Below are 18,185 nucleotides of genomic sequence, written 5' to 3' on the forward strand. Positions count from 1 at the left end.
CGTTGTTCACACCTTAATTTGGCGTTAGCTTCATAAGGAGACAAAACCTCAGTGTGGAAATTCTCAGGAACCATTAGCTATACCTGCGATACCTGTGGAGATACTGGAGAATTTCCAATTGACGATTTTTCTATCGAATGTTTCGGTGGGTCAGAGCGTCAGATGGGGGCTGAAAATCTTTATGAAATCTTGTATGAATTTGATTGCCCTGAATGCAGTTCATCAATTTCATTGCATTTTGAAGCATCTGAATATCCGATAGAGTTCTTGAATTTTGTATTAAATAAAACAGCAGGCGCTCAAACCACTGGTGAACCGGAAATGGAACACCTCCGCGAAATATATAGTGCGGAAGATTTATTCCATTTGCATGAGTCAATTTCAGAACTTATTTCGGCGTTGAAGCAAAGCCAATACCTGCTAGATGAAGTAACTACGAGACAATTTGAAGAAATCGTAGCAGAGGTATTTAGGTCAAAAGGATTTGAAGTTGACCTCACCAAAAGAACACGTGATGGTGGGAAAGACATTATCGCTGTTCACACTGACGGAATTGGGATTAAGAACAAATATTTTGTTGAATGCAAGCGCTACGCCGAATCGAATAAGATCAGTGTAGATGTTGTTCGCACTCTGTATGGCGTTATGAATACAATGGACGGTCCAAACAAGGCAATCATTGTAACTACGTCTACTTTTACCGATGATGCGAGAAAATTTGTCAAACAAGAGGCAAGAAGTAGCTGGGATTTGGCGCTAGTCGATAGAATCCAGTTATTGGATTGGTTGGATGGCTATAAAGAAAGCTAACAATGCCGTTAACTCGGACGCATTTTCCGTTCGCTGCGCTAACTACAAATGCGCCGGTTACGGCTGGCGTTAGTTGCTAGGTGAAAAATTAGGTTGTTGGAGATAATCAAGTTGGTTCAAATATACGGCGCTGAAGAGACCAAAGCGTTCTGTTGTAATTGCAAAAAGGTGACGCTTCATAAGTATGAAAGCTTCTCTAAATCTAATGAAGCCACGGCAAAAGAAGTTAAGGGTTTCTTTTCTGGCTTATTTGCAGCAATAGCGAATGCTTTAATGGAGGGTGAGCATTCAGGTGATTACAAGTGCAAAGTCTGCGGTACAAACTTACATACACCAGACTACCTAGATTAAGGTTGTAGATCTCGGCAGGTGGTAAGTTTCACAACTAACAATAAAATTTAAGGGTGATTCACAACGCTAATCGCTCTCACTTCAAGCAAGTTTATTGTTTATGGCACAATGCTTTAGGTAGGTGGTTAGCGTTGTTCACACCTTAATTTGGCTACATGGATTCCCCCGTTCGTCAAGCATCCGCGAAGCGTATTGAGTTTGGTTTGGACTGCCGCTCTACATTCGGCCTTTTACTGACTCACGTCATGGCCCTGATGACATTGCGCGGTTGCAGTGCCTAATTCGTTAGAAGGCATCAAGGTGCCCGCCGCATTAACAGGCTCTCTGCAAATGGTCTTCACCGATACTCATCAACTTGCGTGTGCAATGACCCGGTTGGTGTATTTCTCCTTACGACAGCGACGAGTTAGGCCGCGTAGTCTTGATAATCCGTTTGATGGTGCAATAACGCCCACACAATGCGTGCATTTTTGGCCGCGAGAGCGACAATGGCGCGATTCATGCCACGTCGCTCAAGGACATTTCGCCCCCAGACACTGAGCCTATCTTGCTTATCGCCTAGGTTCGTGATGACGGCTCTCGCACCATGCACTAAGAGCGTTCTGAGGTATTTATCTCCTCGTTTACTAATACGACCCAATCGCGGTTTTCCTCCGGTTGAGTACTGTTTGGGCACTAATCCAAGCCAAGCAGCAAAGTCTCTACCGGAATCAAACTGCTCGCCTTTTCCGATAGTGGCGATAATCGCCGTTGCTGTTTGTGGGCCAATGCCGCGAACATTAAGAATACGCTGGGCATTAGGACTGGCCTTGGTAACCATATCGAAACACTGCTCGGTATCGGCGATACGCTGATTAAGTGTTTGTAGGTGGTCAAAGCAATCTGCCACGACGGCACGAGCGATATCAGGCAGGCCATTTTCTGCTGCCTCGAGAATGAGTGGTACTTCTCTGTGAATGGCGGCTCGTCCCGTTGGAATAATAATGCCGAACTCTGCCAGTAATGCACGAATACGATTAATGAGGGCGGTACGTTCATTGACCCAATGCTCACGTACACGATGAGTCGCGAGAATCGCTTGGCGTTCGGGTGACTTAACAGGAATAAACCGGCTATTTGGACGCTGAACAGCGTCACAAATGGCAACGGCATCGTTCAGGTCATTTTTTCCTTTTGTGCGATAAGGACCGACATACTTTGCGGCCATGATACGGGTATCGTGACCGAGCTTGTTGAATTCTCTGGCCCAATAATGTGCCCCACTGCAGGCCTCAATACCTATACACATCGTAGGCATATTTGCTAATGTAGCCAGTAATTTAGCGCGTGAAACAGATTTATGGAGAATGACTTTTCCGTGGTCATCCACCGCGTGAAGAGAAAAGTGGTGCTTGGCGAGATCAACGCCACAAAAGAATTGAGTAGACATGGTTATCTCCGGTATTAAAGGCCGCACCTAAGTGTGGCAGATCTTCAAGAGGGGGAATCCATGTCATTCGTTATGCACATTGACACCTGATGCGTTACAGGTTACAACAAGGAGATGATTCGAAGCTTTAAACACAAGGGCTTGGCGAAATTCTTCAAGTCCGGCAGCACTGCAGGGATCCAAACCGCTCATGCAAAGAGGCTTCGGCTTATTCTCGGTAGGCTCAATGCGGCTTCCGGCGCCAAAGATATGGATTTGCCGGGCCTAAGGCTCCACGAACTTTCCGGCAACCGGTCGGGAATCTGGGCTGTGACGGTAAGGGGTAACTGGCGCGTCACGTTCCGGTTTGAGGATGGAGATGCCGAGGTAGTGAATGACCAAGATTGTCATTGAGGTAACCCTATGTTGATGCACAACCCTCCCCATCCCGGTGAAGTCATACGAGAGCTTTGCCTAGACCCCCTTGGCCTATCTGTTACAGCAGCTGCGGAGGCGCTCGGGGTGAGCCGGAAAACGTTAAGCGCCGTTTTGAATGGCAAAGCCGGTGTTAGTCCGGAAATGGCTATTAGGCTTTCTATTGCTTTTAATACCTCATCGGAGAGCTGGCTAACGCAGCAGTCCCAATATGAACTGTCGCATGCTGAGCAACACCGTAAAGACCTTAGGGTCAAGAAGCTTGTTGCAGCGCAGTAGAGCACATAACCAAGCCATTAAATGCGTTTCCTTCTGTCGCCAGACCTCGTTTCACTCGGCTGTTTATGGCAGACGTTAGCACCAAAAAGTTCAGATATGGCAAAGGTTAAGAAAAAGCTCACTCCGGCTCAAAAGAGAGCAAAGAAAGCCGCGAAAGCAGAGCGGCAAAGGAGGTACCAGTGGGTTTTTATGAATGGCAAGCAAGTCAGAATAAAGCGGCCACCAACCGCGGATGGTATTCCTGCAGACCAGTTCATTGAAGAAAATGCTGATCCGATCTGGCTCCATCAGAATGAGATGTGGGAGCAGATGCCGGTTGAAGACGCTCTTTCTGATCCTGAGCCGTCTACCGAATTAGATGCAACAGAAGACGAGGACAGAATACCATTTTGACTTTAGCCACAGGTGTTCAGTTTGAGCAGTGCCAATTGGGCGTTAGCGGTCTCTGAGTCGACACCTTGATAATACCTACAATGTAATGCATGAGTCGTCTTATCTTTGACTGGAATCCCCGCATGGATGCCGCTAATCGCAAGAAGCACAAAATCTCGTTCGACGAGGCCAAAACCGCCTTTACAGACGAGTTCGACCGTTTGATAGCAGACCATTCTGATGAGAGGACCGGTTCATAGTGCTAGGAACGAGCATCCATTCTCGCTTGCTGGTGGTGTGCCACTGCTTGATCATTACGATTTTTCTGAGTCCGTTAAGAATCCACACGCCAAGAAGCTCAAGAAGCAGGTTACGATCCGGCTGGATGAGGATACTGTCGCGTATTTCAAAAACTTGGCCGAGAAAAAAGACCTTCCGTATCAGAGCCTCATTAATCTCTACTTACGCGACTGCGCACAGTCACATAAAGACCTAAATATTGAGTGGGAATAAACTGTTAACAAACGGCTGGTGTCGGAAAGGAAAAAGCTCCGGCCAAAAAAACGGACTCTACTTTTGCCTGCCGCAGAGCCGGGCGTTAGTTCCCCAGAGAAAGCAATTAACCCGCAGGGAATTTTTGTTTCTGGTGGAGCACACGCATCACTCGGATGATATCGTCATCAGCCCAGTAAGAGATAATCATCGAAATCTCAGGGGTAATGAGTAACCGTCCGCGGATGCCCTCTTGCTACACACTCATCAGCGGTTGTTCAAGCAAGTTTTCTACTTTTGCGTCAATGAGACTGTCAGTTTTTTCGTAAGCGGGTAGAAATACCCGCTTACTATTAGTCTGTCTGATGGGGAGGATTTGTCAGGGATTGAGGAAACGCTGAAGCGCTTTGATCTGATAGTAGAGTATCAATCGGTGTATGGGGAAAGGGCAAAGCTTGATACCCGTACAGAGAAACCCATTGTTAACCAGTAGGTGAAATCTACCGGTCCTCAGCTGCGCTTCGCACCAGCGGCTTACCTTGGCGTTATACGGAGAAATTGAGATTGAAGAACGTTGAAGCTATTTTAGTTAGTTCCTTTACTGCGAATGGAATGGGTGGAAACCCTGCGGGTGTAGTGCTTGACGCCGATTATTTGTCGAACGAAGAAAAATTACAAATAGCACAAGTTGTTGGTTATTCGGAAACAGCATTTGTATCTCAGGATAATGAAGCTGATTTTGAGGTGTCCTTTTTTACCGTAACAGGTGAAGTTGACTTTTGTGGACACGCAACATTAGCTGCATTTTCAACAATGTATCAAGACGGAATCATAAGTGAGGGTAAATACCTTCAAAGGACTAAAGCAGGTTTACTTATCGTCACCATAGAGACAAACGGTCTTGTAGTTATGGATCAGAAGCTACCAGAATACCGTGCACAGTTCAGTTATGAATTTATCTCGGAGTTAGTCGGGTTAGACTCGAAAGTCCTTGAGTCGACACGGTTGCCGGTACAGGTTGTTTCAACAGGTTTACCCGATATTATTGTCCCTGTCCCATATGGGTATCTCGATAAAATTCAAGTGAATAAAAATCTAACCATTAACTTTTGTAAAAGGCATGAAGTAATTGGTATTCATGCTTTTGAGTTATGTGACAAAACAAGCATGGTTACAGCAAGTTGTCGTAACTTTGCTCCACTTTTTGGTATTTCCGAGGAATCAGCGACGGGGAGTGCGAGTGGTGCATTAGCGTGTTACCTAACTAAACACCTTCCTAATACACATTCGAATAGTTTTGTTTTCGAACAAGGTCGGGCAATGAAGTGTATTTCAAAAATTACCGCGTCTGTAGATTCAAACGAGCAAGGTATTATTAAGGTCAGAGTTGGTGGTTTCGCTCATAGAATTGGACGACGGGAAATCTCCGTATGAAAAACGTTTCAAGAGACACAGCGAACGCGTAGCATTTTTACTATGCATTGGGTTTAGTGGCTAAGATGGTATGCGTAAGCTTTGGTGTTGCGTGCCTCACACCTTACCAAGCCGCTATAAGATTAAGGAGAAAAATGAAGCCTGATTTACACGGAAGTAGAATTGTTTTGAGGTCAATTCAAACGAATGATTCGGATGATCTGTTTGAAATTTATGGTGATATTCAAACAATGGAATTTGCCTCAGATCCAGTTTTTACATCGAAAGATATGATAGCTCAGATGCTAGAAAGCGTGGTCCGACTGGAGAAATCAGGTGAATCGTTGGAATGGGCGGTAATGGAGAAAGTGACAAAAAAAGTTATTGGAACCTGCGGCTTACATAGCTTTAGTGATAACGGTGACTCCTGTGAGGTCGGATGCTTACTAAATTCATCGTACTGGCGACAAGGGTATATGTCGGAAGCTCTTAGCTTATTATTTTATCATGTTAGATCTTTGGGCATTAAAGAATTGTATGCAGATATTGATGAGGGTAACTGTCGGTCTCAGGCTTTGTTTAACAAGCTAGATTTTAAAGCTAAAAATGGGCAGTTTCAGCGCTTGCTGTGAGGCATCGTATAATAACCAGTTGTAGACGACGCCAGCAAGCCGGAGCGGCTGAAATGAGCATTTTCTATGTCAGGGAAGATCGAGAGATTAAATGAAAATTAAGCATTTATCTGTTAATTCATGCCGACCGAAGCGTAGCTCGGAGATTTTAGCTGAGCTGACAAATGGTGAGGCTAAAGCATTTCCTTCAAAGACGATGACTGGTGCATGGATGTGTGTTTGGAGCGAGAGTGATAACGAACTAATAGAGTTCATTCCAGTGCAGTATAAATTGACGTTCGGCGACTTAGCTGCAATTTATGAAGAGCAAGGTAAAAAGCAAAACTTTCATGCTTCTCACTTTATGCTCGAAGCAAACAAAACGGTAGATGAGTTAGTTGCGATAGCAGAGAAATATCAATTAACTCATCGAGTTATAAAACACTTTGGTGGTCCTTTGTATGAGGTTTGGCTTGAGGATAGTCTGCTAGTTGAATTTTGCTCTGCCGAAACTTCAAAACTTTAGTGTCGTGTAGCCGGCACTTTTGACTAAGTATGGAGTATTAAGCGATGGATAGCATTGATAAATCTTGGCTTGCGCGTTTGGGCGTGAATCATATTGAAAGCAATTATATTTTCACTGGCTGCGACTATTATAAACGAGGCGGTGAAGAGGATTTAGCGTTTCTGTATGCGTCTGATAACCTGACACTGGTCAGCTGCAATGAAGACGTTCGCACAGATCTAGAAAAATCTAAGCTGCGATCACTACATGACTATATCGACGATGTGAACTCTCAAGCGTTTGAGGTCTGTATTGATGATATTGACTATTATCTATCAGGTCATATTTGTGACGCGAAATCAAAGGTAGAGATTGATCAGCTAACGCTGGAAGCCCATCGGGAGCACATCGAACAATTTAGCACAAGGTTTGATGAGGAAGAATTATTTAAAGCGGATTTTAGTCTGGACTCAGACTATTTCTATATGGCATATCTAGAAGGGCAGCCTGTTGGGATCATTGCGTCATATTGTGGCGTCGAGCCCTTTGAATCGCTGTCTATCTTGGTGACACCAAGCTATCGTCAGCGTGGTGTCGGCAAGGCACTGATTTCAAGGTGGGTTAAAGAGGTTGAAAAGAGGGGACGTGTCGCCCGATATCGTGCCAACCGGGAAAATATTGCCTCTCGACGCCTTTGCGAGTCGTTAGGCTTTGTTGCTCACAGTCATATTCAAATACTGGCAGAACTATGAGTAGCGGCAACGACCCAATACGCATTGGTGGAGTTATCGCAATATGATAAGTGGGAGAGGCGTTTGTGGTTGATGTTCATGGAGATTGAATGTTGTCTTTAGAATCCTCCACTGAGATTGTTGATGATTCATTTTTAAGGGCGTTTTTGAGTATGACTAATTGGCTACGGGCTTTACTCGTGTTTGGGGCTTTGGCGGTCTCTTCTTCGTCGATGGCGCAGTCGCTGCCAGAAGGAGCGATCCAAGAAGGATCGCTAGCTAATCAAAAATTGATCCAAGATGCGATGGCAGGGGTGCTGGTTACGGTGGCATCTCAAGGCTGTGAGCAGCCGGAGGAATTTGTGCCTTATGTGCGCGAAATGCCGTCAGGCGAGATAGGTACAAGGGTTTGGCGGGAGCTATGGATTGTCGAAGGCTGTGATGACACCTACCCGATAAAACTTCGCTTTCAGGAGTCGGGAGCTGGCGCCGCGAATTGGATAATTGAATAAACAAGGACGCTTATGAATACAGAACAACAGGCATTTTTAAACGCCTACCTTGCCACCTTAAGTGACGCAGAACGTCAGGCCGTGCCTGAAACGATTGCCGAGTACTTTTGCGCGGATGAATACAATGCTAACGAATGCGCCCGTTTGATTGATCAAGGCATAAAACGCGCATCGTGCAGCTTAAAAGCTTGCTACGAGATAGAAAACGAACCTTACCCGCAAGTAGGGCGTTTAACCGTGGTGCTAAACTGGGCGCAGCAGCCGGTTTGCATTATCAAGGTGACTGAAGTTAGCGAGTGCCCGTTTGATCAAGTGACTGCTGAATTCGCCGCGGCGGAAGGTGAAGGCGATAAGAGTTATGCGTGGTGGCGGCAGGCGCATCTGGCATTTTTTGAGCAAGAGGGGCAGGCACTCGGCGTGCCGTTTACAACTCAATCTCCTTTGGTATTAGAGCGTTTTAAGAAAGTCTATCCACTCGATAATCATGAAACTGAGCAGGTAAGCGCATGATAAAACAAGTCGGTCAAACGCCCATCCAACCCGAACATTTGGCGCGCTGCCACTGCGGAGCGGTTGTGTTAGCCCTTACGTTACCCAATGGCATTGAAAAACCCAGACGTTGCGATTGCTCGATGTGTCGACGCCGCGGCGCCATTGTTGGCTCAGTCAAGCTTGCACAATTGCGTGTCGTTGCTGGCAGTGAACAACTCAGTGTCTATTCCTTTAATACCCACACGGCTAAGCACTACTTCTGCTCACGCTGTGGCATTTACACCCATCACCAACGTCGCTCCAATCCGAGTGAGTTTGGGTTCAATATTGCCTGCTTAGATGGCGTCAATCCGTTTGAGTTGGAGAATATTCCCGTGATGGATGGGGTTCATCATCCAGCAGATCGTTAACATGTCGCGTACATCGTTTTGAGGAGCGGTTATGACGAAATTAGCATTTGTGTCGGGAGGGTCGAAAGGAATCGGTTTAGGCTGTGTTATGCGGCTAGTTGAGGCAGGTTATAAAGTGATCACGTGCTCGCGCAACAAAGACGTGTGGCAGGCCGCTGTTACTGAATACCCTGCACTTAAAGCTGTTGATTATCAACAAGCTAATTTAGCCGATCAGGCTTCGCTAGAGCAGCTTTTCCGCTATATCCGCGAGCAATATAGCCAATTAGATATTGCAATCAATAATGCCTCACCGGCGTTAGGATCGGGTGGTCTTTATCATCAAGTTGATATGTTTGCGTTGAAAGAAACGTTAAATAATGACTTCTGGGGGCACGCCCAATGCTTGCAGTATCAAATTAAGTTAATGGAGACAGGTGGTGCCATTGTCAATGTCAGCTCAATCAATGGTTTGCGACCAACGCCAAATGCAGCGATGTACAGTGCGGCAAAGCATGCCCTAGAAGGGCTAACACAATCCGTCGCGCTAGAGGCAATCAGAAATAATATCCGTATTAACGCTGTGGCGCCGGGGGTAACGTGGACACCAAGATGGGACGAGCGACAGACTCATCAACCGACCATAAAACTCGATGTTGAAGAGCAAGTGCCTGCCAAGCGGTTTGCACGCGTGGAGGAGGTTGTTGATGCCATTGAATTTTTGCTCTCGGATAAAGCCAGTTATATCGTCGGCCATACGCTCGTCGTTGATGGTGGCCTCTCTTTGGCATAAGCCACCATCTAGGGTTAAGCGAATAACCACTAGACATGTTCTGGCACTAAAAGAAAATCTGACAGGCTTTTGGTCGCGGCGTATTGATGATACCAATCGGCTGGTTTACGCCGTGGATGACACGTCTATTACGATCCTGTCTTGCCGATATCACTATTAGTTACCTAGCGCCTGCGGTGTACAATGGCACAATGGTTGAGGCGTCATGCTCACCACCCTCAATAAAAGTCACGCCTACAACGCCTCTGGATAGTGCGTTTTCAGTAACTCTTCGACCACCGCCAGGTTCTGTCCGAGTTTTCTCAGTGCCAGCAGGCGCGTTTTGCTAAATTTGGCATCTTTAGGCACCAAGCGCATGATGTAGGCGGCGCGTTTTCCTTGGTAGACGTCCTCTGATTTATGGAAAAAAGCGTTACAAAAAAGCAGCGCATCACCTGCATCCAACGCAGGGGTCACTTTGCCCTTCTCCATATAGTCATACTCTTGCTGGGTGATTTGAAATGGCGGGTGCTCGGGCACCGACGGGTCGGCAATGCGCACCAGTGAGTGCAATTGATTGGCTTCGCGGATTAGCGATAGGCGCACCGCGCCTTCTTCCATCACGATAGATAACTGACCTGAGCCAGCTTCTTTCACTGGCGTCAGCGGGATCCATACCGTGAGCATATCTTCCGGCCGCTCCATAAAGCCAATTGAGTCAAAATCAGTATGGAAAGGAAAGCCTTGATCCTCAGGCGTTTTCTCCAAATATAAGTCGGCCAAAATGCGATAGTCTGGCAGCAGTGCCTCAATAGTGTCAGCGATGTTGAGATCTGGGTCGCGGAAGACCATGGGTCCATAGATCGCCTTTGTGTAGATGTCGGCATACCAAGTTTGCCCATTGGGCATGGCGTCGAGTTTGGCAGCAAGAGCCGTTTGTGTCTCTGGGCTCAGTACGCCACGGACGACTTTGCCGTGATGAGGAGAGAGGTTGTCGAGAAAGTCCGGGCGAGCTGGCATAGAAGCTCCTTGAGGGGGATATAAAACCTAGAGTGTTACCTGTAGTTTAGCAAATCACCGTCGTCACTGAATAACGGCTGTGGGTGAGGTCAGTGTACTGACCGAAAAAGCCCCTGCAAGATTAAGCGTAACTGACCACCCGATTGCGCCCAGAGAGTTTGGCGTTATATAAAGCGTCATCGGCATGCTGGTAGAGGTACTTAGCATCGAGCATGGCGGCGTCGAACTCCGCACAGCCAATTGACACGGACACGCGGATAGCGGGGGAATAGTCGAGAATCGAGTGGTGATCATAAATTGCTTCGCATAGCTGAGAGCCGTAGTGTTGCGCCGCTTGTTGGTCGGTATTAGGCAACAGACAAGCGAACTCTTCCCCACCAATACGATAAATGTTGCTATGCAGAGGAAGGTGCGCTTCGAGCAAAGACGCGAAAGCTTCGAGGACTTGGTCGCCAACGATATGGCCGTAATTATCGTTGATGCGTTTAAAATGGTCGATATCAATAATAAGCAGGGATAGGGGTTGATGTCGGTAACGGGCTTTGTCGCCAAAGCGAGCAAGGTCGCTGGCAAACTGACGACGATTGTATAGTTGTGTGAGCGGATCGGTCGCGGCTTGGCGCATTAATGCTTGTTCTTCCGCCTTTCGCTGACTGATATCCCACATTACACCGGCGACCACACCTTGAGGCTTATTTTTGGGATCGTGATTGGTAGTGATTTCTACCCACGTATATTCGCCATTGTCGCGTTGAACCTGCAAGTCCATTTTTAGCTCGTTGCCAGCGGGAGATAAAAAGTGGCGCACCCGTGAGAAAAACGCTCGACGATACCGAGGATGAATGCGGCGCAGCCAGTGCCGGCTGGTGTAAGTGCGAGAGTCACGAATGCTGCTAATGCTACTGTCGCCGATGATCTCTGACGAGCACCAGCAGATACCGCGTTGTACATCCACTTGCCAAGTGCTGCAGTGGGTATTGTCTTTAATGATGTCTATTTGGCGTTGTTTAGAAAACAGCTCGTTTTTTAGCACAGTGCTAGCGATCAGATGTCCCGTCGCGCGCAGCAAAGTCACATCGCTTTCTGACCACTGTTGTTCTCGCTCGCAATCATCAAACCCCAGCGTTCCCCACCATTTATTATCGACAATGATGGGGATGGTTAACATCGATAAAATGCGCTGTTGTGTTAAGTAGCGTTTGAGCCAAGACGAGGGTAACTGATCAGTAATGACCGCTTGGTATTCGCCCCGCTGTCGGCTTTCTATCAGCTCACGGTATTCGGGGTGCGCGAGGCTAGATCTGAAATGATTAAAATGAGGGAGGCGAATTTGCGCGTACTTTTTCTCGTTTGCCCATTCGAAGACATAATCCTGCAAAATATCGGTATTGCTGATCCCCAATACTTGAAACACCCACACACGACTGACTTGCGTCACCGCGCCAATTTCCGCGAGCAAGTGATTAATATTGGCAAGTCTGTCATCCCCACTGACCAGCATGTCTGCACCGCGTAGCACGGCCGATAGCAGATCGACGTTTAGCTCAGAGAGCTGGTGTCTATCAAGTTCAGGTTGGATCCCGGTTAGGATGGTCATGCCGATAGTCCATTATCTACAAAGTCACCACTGTCTTGAGCGTAGCAGGCGTGTGTATAAATAGTTAACACGGAACGTATTAAGTGTTCAGTGTTGTGGGTCACGTTTGCGTTTAGTCGTGCTCGCCCTGTTAGTAAAAATAGACATAATAATCGCCACAGTGGAATGAGTGCTACGCCAGTGTGAGTGAATAATGCTGTTTTGTGATCACAGACACCCGCAAAAACTATGCTAGTCTTGACAGAACCGCCCCGTATAGTGTGAGAAAATGATAAATAGACCTGCCCAAAGGGTAGATTTGGTGATTGGGTTAGCCTATGATTATTCAATCCACGCTAGGGTTAGGGCGCGGTCAGGCTTAGATATTGCGGGAAATTAAAAGTGGTTATTGTTGTGAGGCAAGTAATAACGTTTGCGAAAAAACGATACTTAGATCACGGAATGAAAAATAACTAAATACTGTCGTATTATAATACAATACTTAAATTATTGGTAAAAAGATTGAACTGATGCTGGAAAATGTTTCAATTAACAAGAAATTACCTGCGGTGATGATTTTTTTTGCATTGATATCAATGATCGTGGCCGGCGTTGTTTCTTATATAAACATTAAAGTTAATGTTGAAGATATTATAAAAAATAACATGCTTTCTCTTTTGCAGTCGAGAAAGTCTAGCCTGACTAATTATTTTTCCTCTCTAGAGGATGAAGTGTTGTTTCATGGTCAGAGTCCTTTAGTAAGAGAAGCACTAGAAAAATTTTCACAGTCTTTTGATAGCATACCAAATGATAGGGAAGAATATCTAAAGAAAGTCTACATAAGGAATAACCCATTCTCATCAGGGCAGAGAGACCACTTCCTTTCACCAGACGATGGTAGTGTTTATAGCGAAAAACACCAGCATTACCATCCTATCTTTTTAAACCTTGTTCGTTCAAACACCTACTATGACATGTTTTTAGTTGATACGGATGGTCATTTGGTGTACACGGTACAAAAAGATGAAGACTATGCAACAAATCTAATCCATGGCCCATGGAAAGACTCCTCTCTTTCAAAGCTTTTTAGTAAAATAAATGATGAAAGAAAGCCTGGTGAAATATACTATTCAGATATTGATTTTTATGAGCCCAGTAATAACATACCCTCGAGTTTCATAGGGATCCCTGTTTTTGATGGCAGTGTTAATTATATGGGCGCGTTAATCTTTCAGCTTCCTATTGAACCTATAAATAAAATTATGCAAGTGACGGCGGGAATGGGAGCCACTGGCGAAACCTATTTAGTCGGCTCTGATTTGTTAATGCGAAGTAACTCCAGATTTTTAGATCACAATAATATACTGAAGACTAGAGTGGACACTGTGCCATCAAGAGATGGTCTACAAGGTTCATCAGGAACAGGGTTATTTACCGATTACCGAGGGCGACGTGTGTACTCCGCTTATGCATCTATCTCTTTCAAAGGCATTAAGTGGGTGATGATTGCCGAGGTCGATCAAGATGAGGTATTCCAGCCTGTATCGGAAATGAGTCAAATATTCCTGTTTACTAATCTTATCGTTTTTGTATTTGTTGTTTTTTCAGGGTATTTATTAGGTGTTAGTATTTCAAACCCGATAAGGACAATGACAAGTACAATGCTACGGCTAGCAAAAAATGACCTCTCGACTAACGTTTATATTAGTCAGCGTGAGGATGAGGTTGGCCAAATGGCGAAAGCACTTGTTGTATTTAAGAATAATGCTGAGAAGCGAGAAGAGTTAAAGTCTCAGTTAGAACATTTGGCTAACCATGATAACTTGACAGGAATGGCCACTCGTGATTTCGCGATGAAAAAATTGGAGATTATAACTCAAGCATCAAAAGAAAAAGGTAATTATGTTGCTGTCGTTTTTGTTGATCTAGATAACTTTAAAAAAGTGAATGATAGCTTTGGGCATCAGACAGGGGATCGGCTTTTGTGCGACATAGCTAAGACGTTAACGGAGTCAGTCAGACAAACTGATGTTGTGGCGAGAGTTGGTGGAGATGAGTTCTTGCTTTTATTAGCCAACATGCCTGATTACAATGCTATTAAACTACTAGTCGACGAAGTGATGTCATCAGTAAAAACGATGCTGTCTCACACTGACAAATCCAGCTTTGTATCGTTAAGCGTTGGTGTTTCTGTCTTTCCAAATGATGATAAAAGTATAAACGGGCTGGTGGCGAAATCTGACAAAGCGATGTATCGAGCTAAAAGCAATGGAAAAAATCACTACTGTTTTTGGAATGAGCAAGATGATATCGATGAATAGGACTAAAATATCGTCTATGTACATATTATGGAGGATACGCTGATCCCTTTTTTTTGATATTCAAAGGCATTGTTCTTAAAAAGATTGGTTGGCAATCACGTCATAGTGGAACGTAGCCTTAGGGTTACGTTCGCCGATATAAATATTCCATTGCCATCAAGTCCTCCTCTGCCCTAAGAGGGAAGCTATTAATATAGGTATAAAGCGCTGCTACTGCTCGCGTTGTTATTCTGTTGGTCTCTATTGATTCCAGGGCGAGATCGCGAACGTTTTTTGACCAAAACAGGATCGGTTTGACGATCACCTCTGGCTGTGATCATATAGGCCGATTCTAAAATAGTTCGGGATAGATACCGTGGATATCGATACATTTAAAGACTACTTCAGCGCCGTTGATGATAACCGCCAGAGTGCCAAGATAACCTACCCGCTTTTCGACCTGCTCTTTGCTTCATTGTCCGCGGTGATTGCGGGGTCGAAAGGATGGTACGGGATTCGAGAATACATCCTAGGGCACCATGAGTGGTTTAAGCGTAACGGTATGTTTAAAGACGGTATTCCTGCCGACGATACCATCGCTCGTGCCATCTCTTCGATTGAATGAAAGCTGTCCATCAAATGACGGATGGTCAGGTGGTCGCGTCGATGGTAAAACGCTGAAAGGCTCTTACAACCGTGAAGATAGAAGCAGTACGATCCACATGGTCAGTGCGTATGCTAGTGAAAATCATCTGGTGCTTGGCCAGCTTAAGACAGAAGAAAAAAGCAATGAAATCAGTGCGATTCCCGAGTTAATTCGCCTACTCGATTTACGCGGTGCGCTGGTCACCATCGATGCCATGGCCTGCCAAACGACGATTACCAAGACGATTCTTGAGCAGGGTGGCGATTACTTATTAGCGGTGAAACAAAACCAGGGCAAGTTAGCGAACGCGATCACTGCGGCATTCAGTGAGCAACGTCGAACCTTCAATGACGATGTCGAGTTTGAATATGGTCACGGTCGTATTGAATCACGTCAGTGTTATGTGCTTGATAAAGCGTGTTTATCAGGCGACTTTACCCGTTGGCCATCACTACAAAGCCTTATCATGGTTGAGTCTCTGCGTGTTGAAAAAGGGCGTCCGATGTCGCTGGAGTATCGTTACTATATCAGCTCAAAATCACTGACTGCCGATGAGGCAAGCCGTGCTATCCGCTCGCATTGGGGCATTGAAGCCATGCACTGGGTATTGGATGTCAACATGGGTGAAGACGCCTGTCAAATTTATAAAGACAATGGGGCCGCGAACTTTGCCTGTCTGCGACACATGGCCTCAAACATGGTGCGGGCTGAGCCGACCAAGATCAGCTTGGTGGCCAAACAGAAGCGCTGTCTCATGAATCCCAGCTTCTTAGAGAAAGTTTTAGCCGCAGGCATACCGACGATGGTTGAAAAGTGAACACTCATGCGCTCGCCCTGCTATTGATTCCGGAAGACTTGCTGTCTGCTCTACGAGAGCCAATCTCTAATACGTCTCCATTGGCGGATTAGAGAAGCAACAAATACGAATAAATCACTTGCCTCAGTATTGGGTGGCTTGATGTAAGATTGTCGTACCTAGGTGATTCCATCTCGCTCAAACAGATAGACCGCGCCGCTATCCAAGGCTGGCACTGCAACACGCATCATGGCAAACGAGTCAGAGGCTTTACGTTTACCGATGGCGCTATAGAAACAGCGCTGACGGTTAAAGGTATTTTCAAGCTTCCTTTTCGCGCCTTGCAAGGCTTTCTCGACTCGATATTTGGTCGGATGGACGTACTGCTAAAATCGCTGTCATCCAGTTGTATCAGCAAACAGGAGAAGACGGTTGAGGTTAACCACTGTCTTGAGCGTAGCAAGCATATGTATAAATAGTTAACACGGAACGTATTAAGTCAGTGTTGTGGGTCACGTTTGCGTTTAGTCGTGCTCGCCCTGTTAGTAAAAATAGACATAATAATCGCCACAGTGGAATGAACCTTGTGACAGTGTGACTGGCTCACACACCTTGATATGGAAATAAGCATGAGAAAGTCAGTGGTAATAAAACAAACCCCAACCCGTTTATGTGTGAATGATGACTGTTACGCGATGCACAATATTGTTGATGCCAGCGTTGAAGAACTCACGTGGAAAGATCACCTGCTGAGGATGTTAGGGCTAGGAATACTAAGCGCGAGCTTTTTATTTTTTATGTTGGTCGGTGAGCTGCCTTACGCGGAGTACTTACCTGCCGTGGGCTTTGTTGCAGGTGCGTTGTTAGCTTTGCTGACTAGCGCAAAATACGTGCTACGCATTGAATATAGCCACCAGGATGACACGGGCGTGCAGTGGCTGACCATCGCCAAAAGTGGGAAGAAAACAGATAAATTGCTTTTTGATCAGCACGTCGCGCAATTAAAGCGGCTGTTAACCTCATAGCCACACCGGTGGTGATGTTTATCGAGCGGATACACGAAGGGCCTGCAATTTAACAGGCCCTTTTTACTTGTTGATCGCGTTATTTATTGATGGCGCGAGGGCGGCCGTTTTCATCAATCGCAACATAATTAAAGGTCGCATGGCTCACTTTGCTGCGATCGCCTATCTCATCATGGCTAACGGGCTTAACCCAGACCTCAAGCTCAATAGTGATCGAGGTATTGCCGATACGTTGACACGTCCCATAGCAGCAGACTACATCGCCAACACTGACGGGCGATTTAAACGTAATGTCGTTGACTGACACAGTAACGACACGTCCACCAGAGATCTCTTTGGCGAGGATCGCGCCAGCTAAATCGAGCTGGGACATGATCCAGCCGCCAAAAATATCGCCATTGGCGTTGGTGTCGGCGGGCATGGCTAATGTACGAAGCAGCAGTTGGCCGCGGGGGCAGTTGTTTTTGTTGTCAGGCATGGCTCTCTTCACATCTTATTCAAAAGGGGCTAGCCCCTTTTTTCAGGATAAGATTAGAATTGTGACCGCTAACACAGCATTTGGGCAAGTTTTTATTGGTCTGAGTTGCTCTCTTTGGGTAGGTGGCGGTAGATATACACCCCAGTTGCAATCATAAACAGGAAGGTCAGGATCAAGGTGCCGAAGACCTTAAAGTTCACCCAGGCATCAAGCGGCATGCTGTAAGCGACATAAATATTTACCCCGGCTAAAAGCGAAAAGAATCCGATCCAGGCCCAGTTAATGGTGCGCCACACGCGTTCTGGCAGTGTGATCTCTTTGCTGAGCATATTCTTGATCAGCGGTTTACCCATCGCCTCGGACACCGCCAAGCCAATGGCAAACAAGGCATACACGATAGTTACCTTCCACTTGATGAAGTTATCATCGTGAAAAAATAGCGTCATGCCGCCAAAGATGGCGACCAAAACGGCAGTGATGATTTGCATCTTTTCCACGCGTTTATACAAGGCCCAAACCAGTACAACTTGCACCAGGGTGGCGATGATCAGTGCCCCTGTTGCTATATAGATATCGTAAAATTTGTATAAGGCAAAAAAGATAATCAGAGGAATAAAATCAATTAGTTGTTTCATAACGCCGCCGCGTGACTAGGTGTATTTAAGCTAAGTATGTACGCAGTGTACCCAAATGCGCAGGGAGGAGAAACGACAAGGCGGTGAGAGGCCAAATCACAAGGTAGGCGCCTTGGCAGGGGATGCCAAGGCGCGTT

Annotated in this window: 21 protein-coding genes and 4 pseudogenes; 19 read left to right on the forward strand and 6 right to left on the reverse strand. The window is 46.0% G+C overall.

Annotated elements, in window-relative coordinates:
- The first annotated feature begins 51 nt into the window (after positions 1 to 51).
- Both FCN78_RS05200 and FCN78_RS15985 read left to right on the forward strand, forming a co-directional pair.
- On the forward strand, positions 52 to 810 hold the full coding sequence (locus tag FCN78_RS05200; protein ID WP_077659821.1) for a restriction endonuclease: 759 nt from the start codon (positions 52 to 54) through the stop codon (positions 808 to 810).
- 111 nt (positions 811 to 921) lie between these two features.
- Positions 922 to 1,161, forward strand: a complete 240-nt coding sequence (locus FCN78_RS15985; RefSeq protein ID WP_077651674.1) for a hypothetical protein — start codon at positions 922 to 924, stop codon at positions 1,159 to 1,161.
- A gap of 406 nt (positions 1,162 to 1,567) precedes the next feature.
- On the opposite strand, the gene FCN78_RS05210 is transcribed toward FCN78_RS15985, so the two are convergent.
- Entirely contained in the window at positions 1,568 to 2,590 is a 1,023-nt protein-coding gene (locus FCN78_RS05210; RefSeq protein WP_077674137.1) for an IS110 family RNA-guided transposase, read from the reverse strand.
- Positions 2,591 to 2,704: 114 nt separating this feature from the next.
- Between FCN78_RS05210 and FCN78_RS05215 the strand changes: the two genes are divergently transcribed.
- The 4 genes from FCN78_RS05215 to FCN78_RS16135 all read left to right on the forward strand — a co-directional run bounded on the left by FCN78_RS05215 (position 2,705) and on the right by FCN78_RS16135 (position 4,168).
- Complete coding sequence (locus tag FCN78_RS05215) at positions 2,705 to 2,983, forward strand: type II toxin-antitoxin system RelE/ParE family toxin (protein WP_077522407.1); 279 nt, start codon at positions 2,705 to 2,707, stop codon at positions 2,981 to 2,983.
- 15 nt (positions 2,984 to 2,998) lie between these two features.
- Complete coding sequence (locus tag FCN78_RS05220; protein ID WP_235607587.1) at positions 2,999 to 3,283, forward strand: HigA family addiction module antitoxin; 285 nt, start codon at positions 2,999 to 3,001, stop codon at positions 3,281 to 3,283.
- A 96-nt stretch (positions 3,284 to 3,379) separates the two neighbouring features.
- Positions 3,380 to 3,676 (forward strand): hypothetical protein, encoded by a 297-nt coding sequence (locus tag FCN78_RS05225; RefSeq protein WP_077659480.1) that lies wholly within the window; start codon positions 3,380 to 3,382, stop codon positions 3,674 to 3,676.
- 219 nt (positions 3,677 to 3,895) lie between these two features.
- Positions 3,896 to 4,168, forward strand: a complete 273-nt coding sequence (locus FCN78_RS16135; RefSeq protein WP_235607585.1) for a BrnA antitoxin family protein — start codon at positions 3,896 to 3,898, stop codon at positions 4,166 to 4,168.
- A 106-nt stretch (positions 4,169 to 4,274) separates the two neighbouring features.
- Here FCN78_RS16135 and FCN78_RS05240 read toward each other — a convergent pair.
- Positions 4,275 to 4,478 (reverse strand): annotated as a pseudogene (locus FCN78_RS05240) (type II toxin-antitoxin system RelE/ParE family toxin); the annotation flags it as partial.
- 233 nt (positions 4,479 to 4,711) lie between these two features.
- Between FCN78_RS05240 and FCN78_RS05245 the strand changes: the two are divergent.
- From FCN78_RS05245 to FCN78_RS15990, 9 genes and pseudogenes are all read left to right on the forward strand, one after another.
- Positions 4,712 to 5,581, forward strand: coding sequence for a PhzF family phenazine biosynthesis protein (locus FCN78_RS05245; protein ID WP_077522413.1), 870 nt, complete (start codon positions 4,712 to 4,714; stop codon positions 5,579 to 5,581).
- 134 nt (positions 5,582 to 5,715) lie between these two features.
- Positions 5,716 to 6,192 carry a GNAT family N-acetyltransferase gene (locus FCN78_RS05250; RefSeq protein ID WP_077659481.1) on the forward strand — a complete coding sequence of 159 codons (477 nt, stop codon included), beginning with the start codon at positions 5,716 to 5,718 and terminating at the stop codon, positions 6,190 to 6,192.
- A gap of 91 nt (positions 6,193 to 6,283) precedes the next feature.
- Positions 6,284 to 6,697: a hypothetical protein gene (locus FCN78_RS05255; RefSeq protein ID WP_077659482.1), complete on the forward strand. Its 414-nt coding sequence runs from the start codon at positions 6,284 to 6,286 to the stop codon at positions 6,695 to 6,697.
- 44 nt (positions 6,698 to 6,741) lie between these two features.
- Positions 6,742 to 7,428, forward strand: coding sequence for a GNAT family N-acetyltransferase (locus tag FCN78_RS05260; protein WP_077522418.1), 687 nt, complete (start codon positions 6,742 to 6,744; stop codon positions 7,426 to 7,428).
- A gap of 152 nt (positions 7,429 to 7,580) precedes the next feature.
- A complete protein-coding gene (locus FCN78_RS05265; RefSeq protein ID WP_077522556.1) occupies positions 7,581 to 7,919 on the forward strand; it encodes a hypothetical protein in 339 nt (112 codons plus the stop codon).
- Positions 7,920 to 7,931: 12 nt separating this feature from the next.
- Positions 7,932 to 8,429, forward strand: a complete 498-nt coding sequence (locus FCN78_RS05270; RefSeq protein ID WP_077522420.1) for an ASCH domain-containing protein — start codon at positions 7,932 to 7,934, stop codon at positions 8,427 to 8,429.
- A complete protein-coding gene (locus FCN78_RS05275) occupies positions 8,426 to 8,821 on the forward strand; it encodes a GFA family protein (RefSeq protein WP_069362625.1) in 396 nt (131 codons plus the stop codon). The genes FCN78_RS05270 and FCN78_RS05275 overlap by 4 nt, the downstream gene beginning before the upstream one ends.
- Positions 8,822 to 8,852: 31 nt before the next feature.
- Complete coding sequence (locus FCN78_RS05280; RefSeq protein WP_077659483.1) at positions 8,853 to 9,593, forward strand: SDR family NAD(P)-dependent oxidoreductase; 741 nt, start codon at positions 8,853 to 8,855, stop codon at positions 9,591 to 9,593.
- Between the two features lie 46 nt (positions 9,594 to 9,639).
- A pseudogene (locus tag FCN78_RS15990) lies at positions 9,640 to 9,753 on the forward strand (Txe/YoeB family addiction module toxin); the annotation flags it as partial.
- A gap of 74 nt (positions 9,754 to 9,827) precedes the next feature.
- Here FCN78_RS15990 and FCN78_RS05290 read toward each other — a convergent pair.
- Together FCN78_RS05290 and FCN78_RS05295 are read right to left on the reverse strand one after the other, a co-directional pair.
- Entirely contained in the window at positions 9,828 to 10,592 is a 765-nt protein-coding gene (locus FCN78_RS05290) for a phytanoyl-CoA dioxygenase family protein (RefSeq protein WP_077659485.1), read from the reverse strand.
- 121 nt (positions 10,593 to 10,713) lie between these two features.
- Entirely contained in the window at positions 10,714 to 12,189 is a 1,476-nt protein-coding gene (locus FCN78_RS05295) for a sensor domain-containing diguanylate cyclase (protein WP_077659486.1), read from the reverse strand.
- Between the two features lie 509 nt (positions 12,190 to 12,698).
- Between FCN78_RS05295 and FCN78_RS05300 the strand changes: the two genes are divergently transcribed.
- The 4 genes and pseudogenes from FCN78_RS05300 to FCN78_RS05315 all read left to right on the forward strand — a co-directional run bounded on the left by FCN78_RS05300 (position 12,699) and on the right by FCN78_RS05315 (position 16,935).
- Positions 12,699 to 14,489 (forward strand): sensor domain-containing diguanylate cyclase, encoded by a 1,791-nt coding sequence (locus FCN78_RS05300; protein WP_077659487.1) that lies wholly within the window; start codon positions 12,699 to 12,701, stop codon positions 14,487 to 14,489.
- A 355-nt stretch (positions 14,490 to 14,844) separates the two neighbouring features.
- Positions 14,845 to 15,931: pseudogene (locus tag FCN78_RS05305) on the forward strand (ISAs1 family transposase).
- 185 nt (positions 15,932 to 16,116) lie between these two features.
- Positions 16,117 to 16,362: pseudogene (locus tag FCN78_RS05310) on the forward strand (transposase); the annotation flags it as partial.
- A 177-nt stretch (positions 16,363 to 16,539) separates the two neighbouring features.
- Positions 16,540 to 16,935, forward strand: coding sequence for a DUF6232 family protein (locus tag FCN78_RS05315; RefSeq protein ID WP_077458923.1), 396 nt, complete (start codon positions 16,540 to 16,542; stop codon positions 16,933 to 16,935).
- Between the two features lie 79 nt (positions 16,936 to 17,014).
- On the opposite strand, the gene yciA is transcribed toward FCN78_RS05315, so the two are convergent.
- Both yciA and FCN78_RS05325 read right to left on the reverse strand, forming a co-directional pair.
- Positions 17,015 to 17,413, reverse strand: coding sequence for an acyl-CoA thioester hydrolase YciA (gene yciA, locus FCN78_RS05320; protein ID WP_077458922.1), 399 nt, complete (start codon positions 17,411 to 17,413; stop codon positions 17,015 to 17,017).
- A 92-nt stretch (positions 17,414 to 17,505) separates the two neighbouring features.
- Positions 17,506 to 18,048 (reverse strand): septation protein A, encoded by a 543-nt coding sequence (locus tag FCN78_RS05325; protein ID WP_077458921.1) that lies wholly within the window; start codon positions 18,046 to 18,048, stop codon positions 17,506 to 17,508.
- Between the last annotated feature and the right edge of the window lie 137 nt (positions 18,049 to 18,185).

The organism is Salinivibrio kushneri, assembly GCF_005280275.1.
Classification (GTDB): domain Bacteria; phylum Pseudomonadota; class Gammaproteobacteria; order Enterobacterales; family Vibrionaceae; genus Salinivibrio; species Salinivibrio kushneri.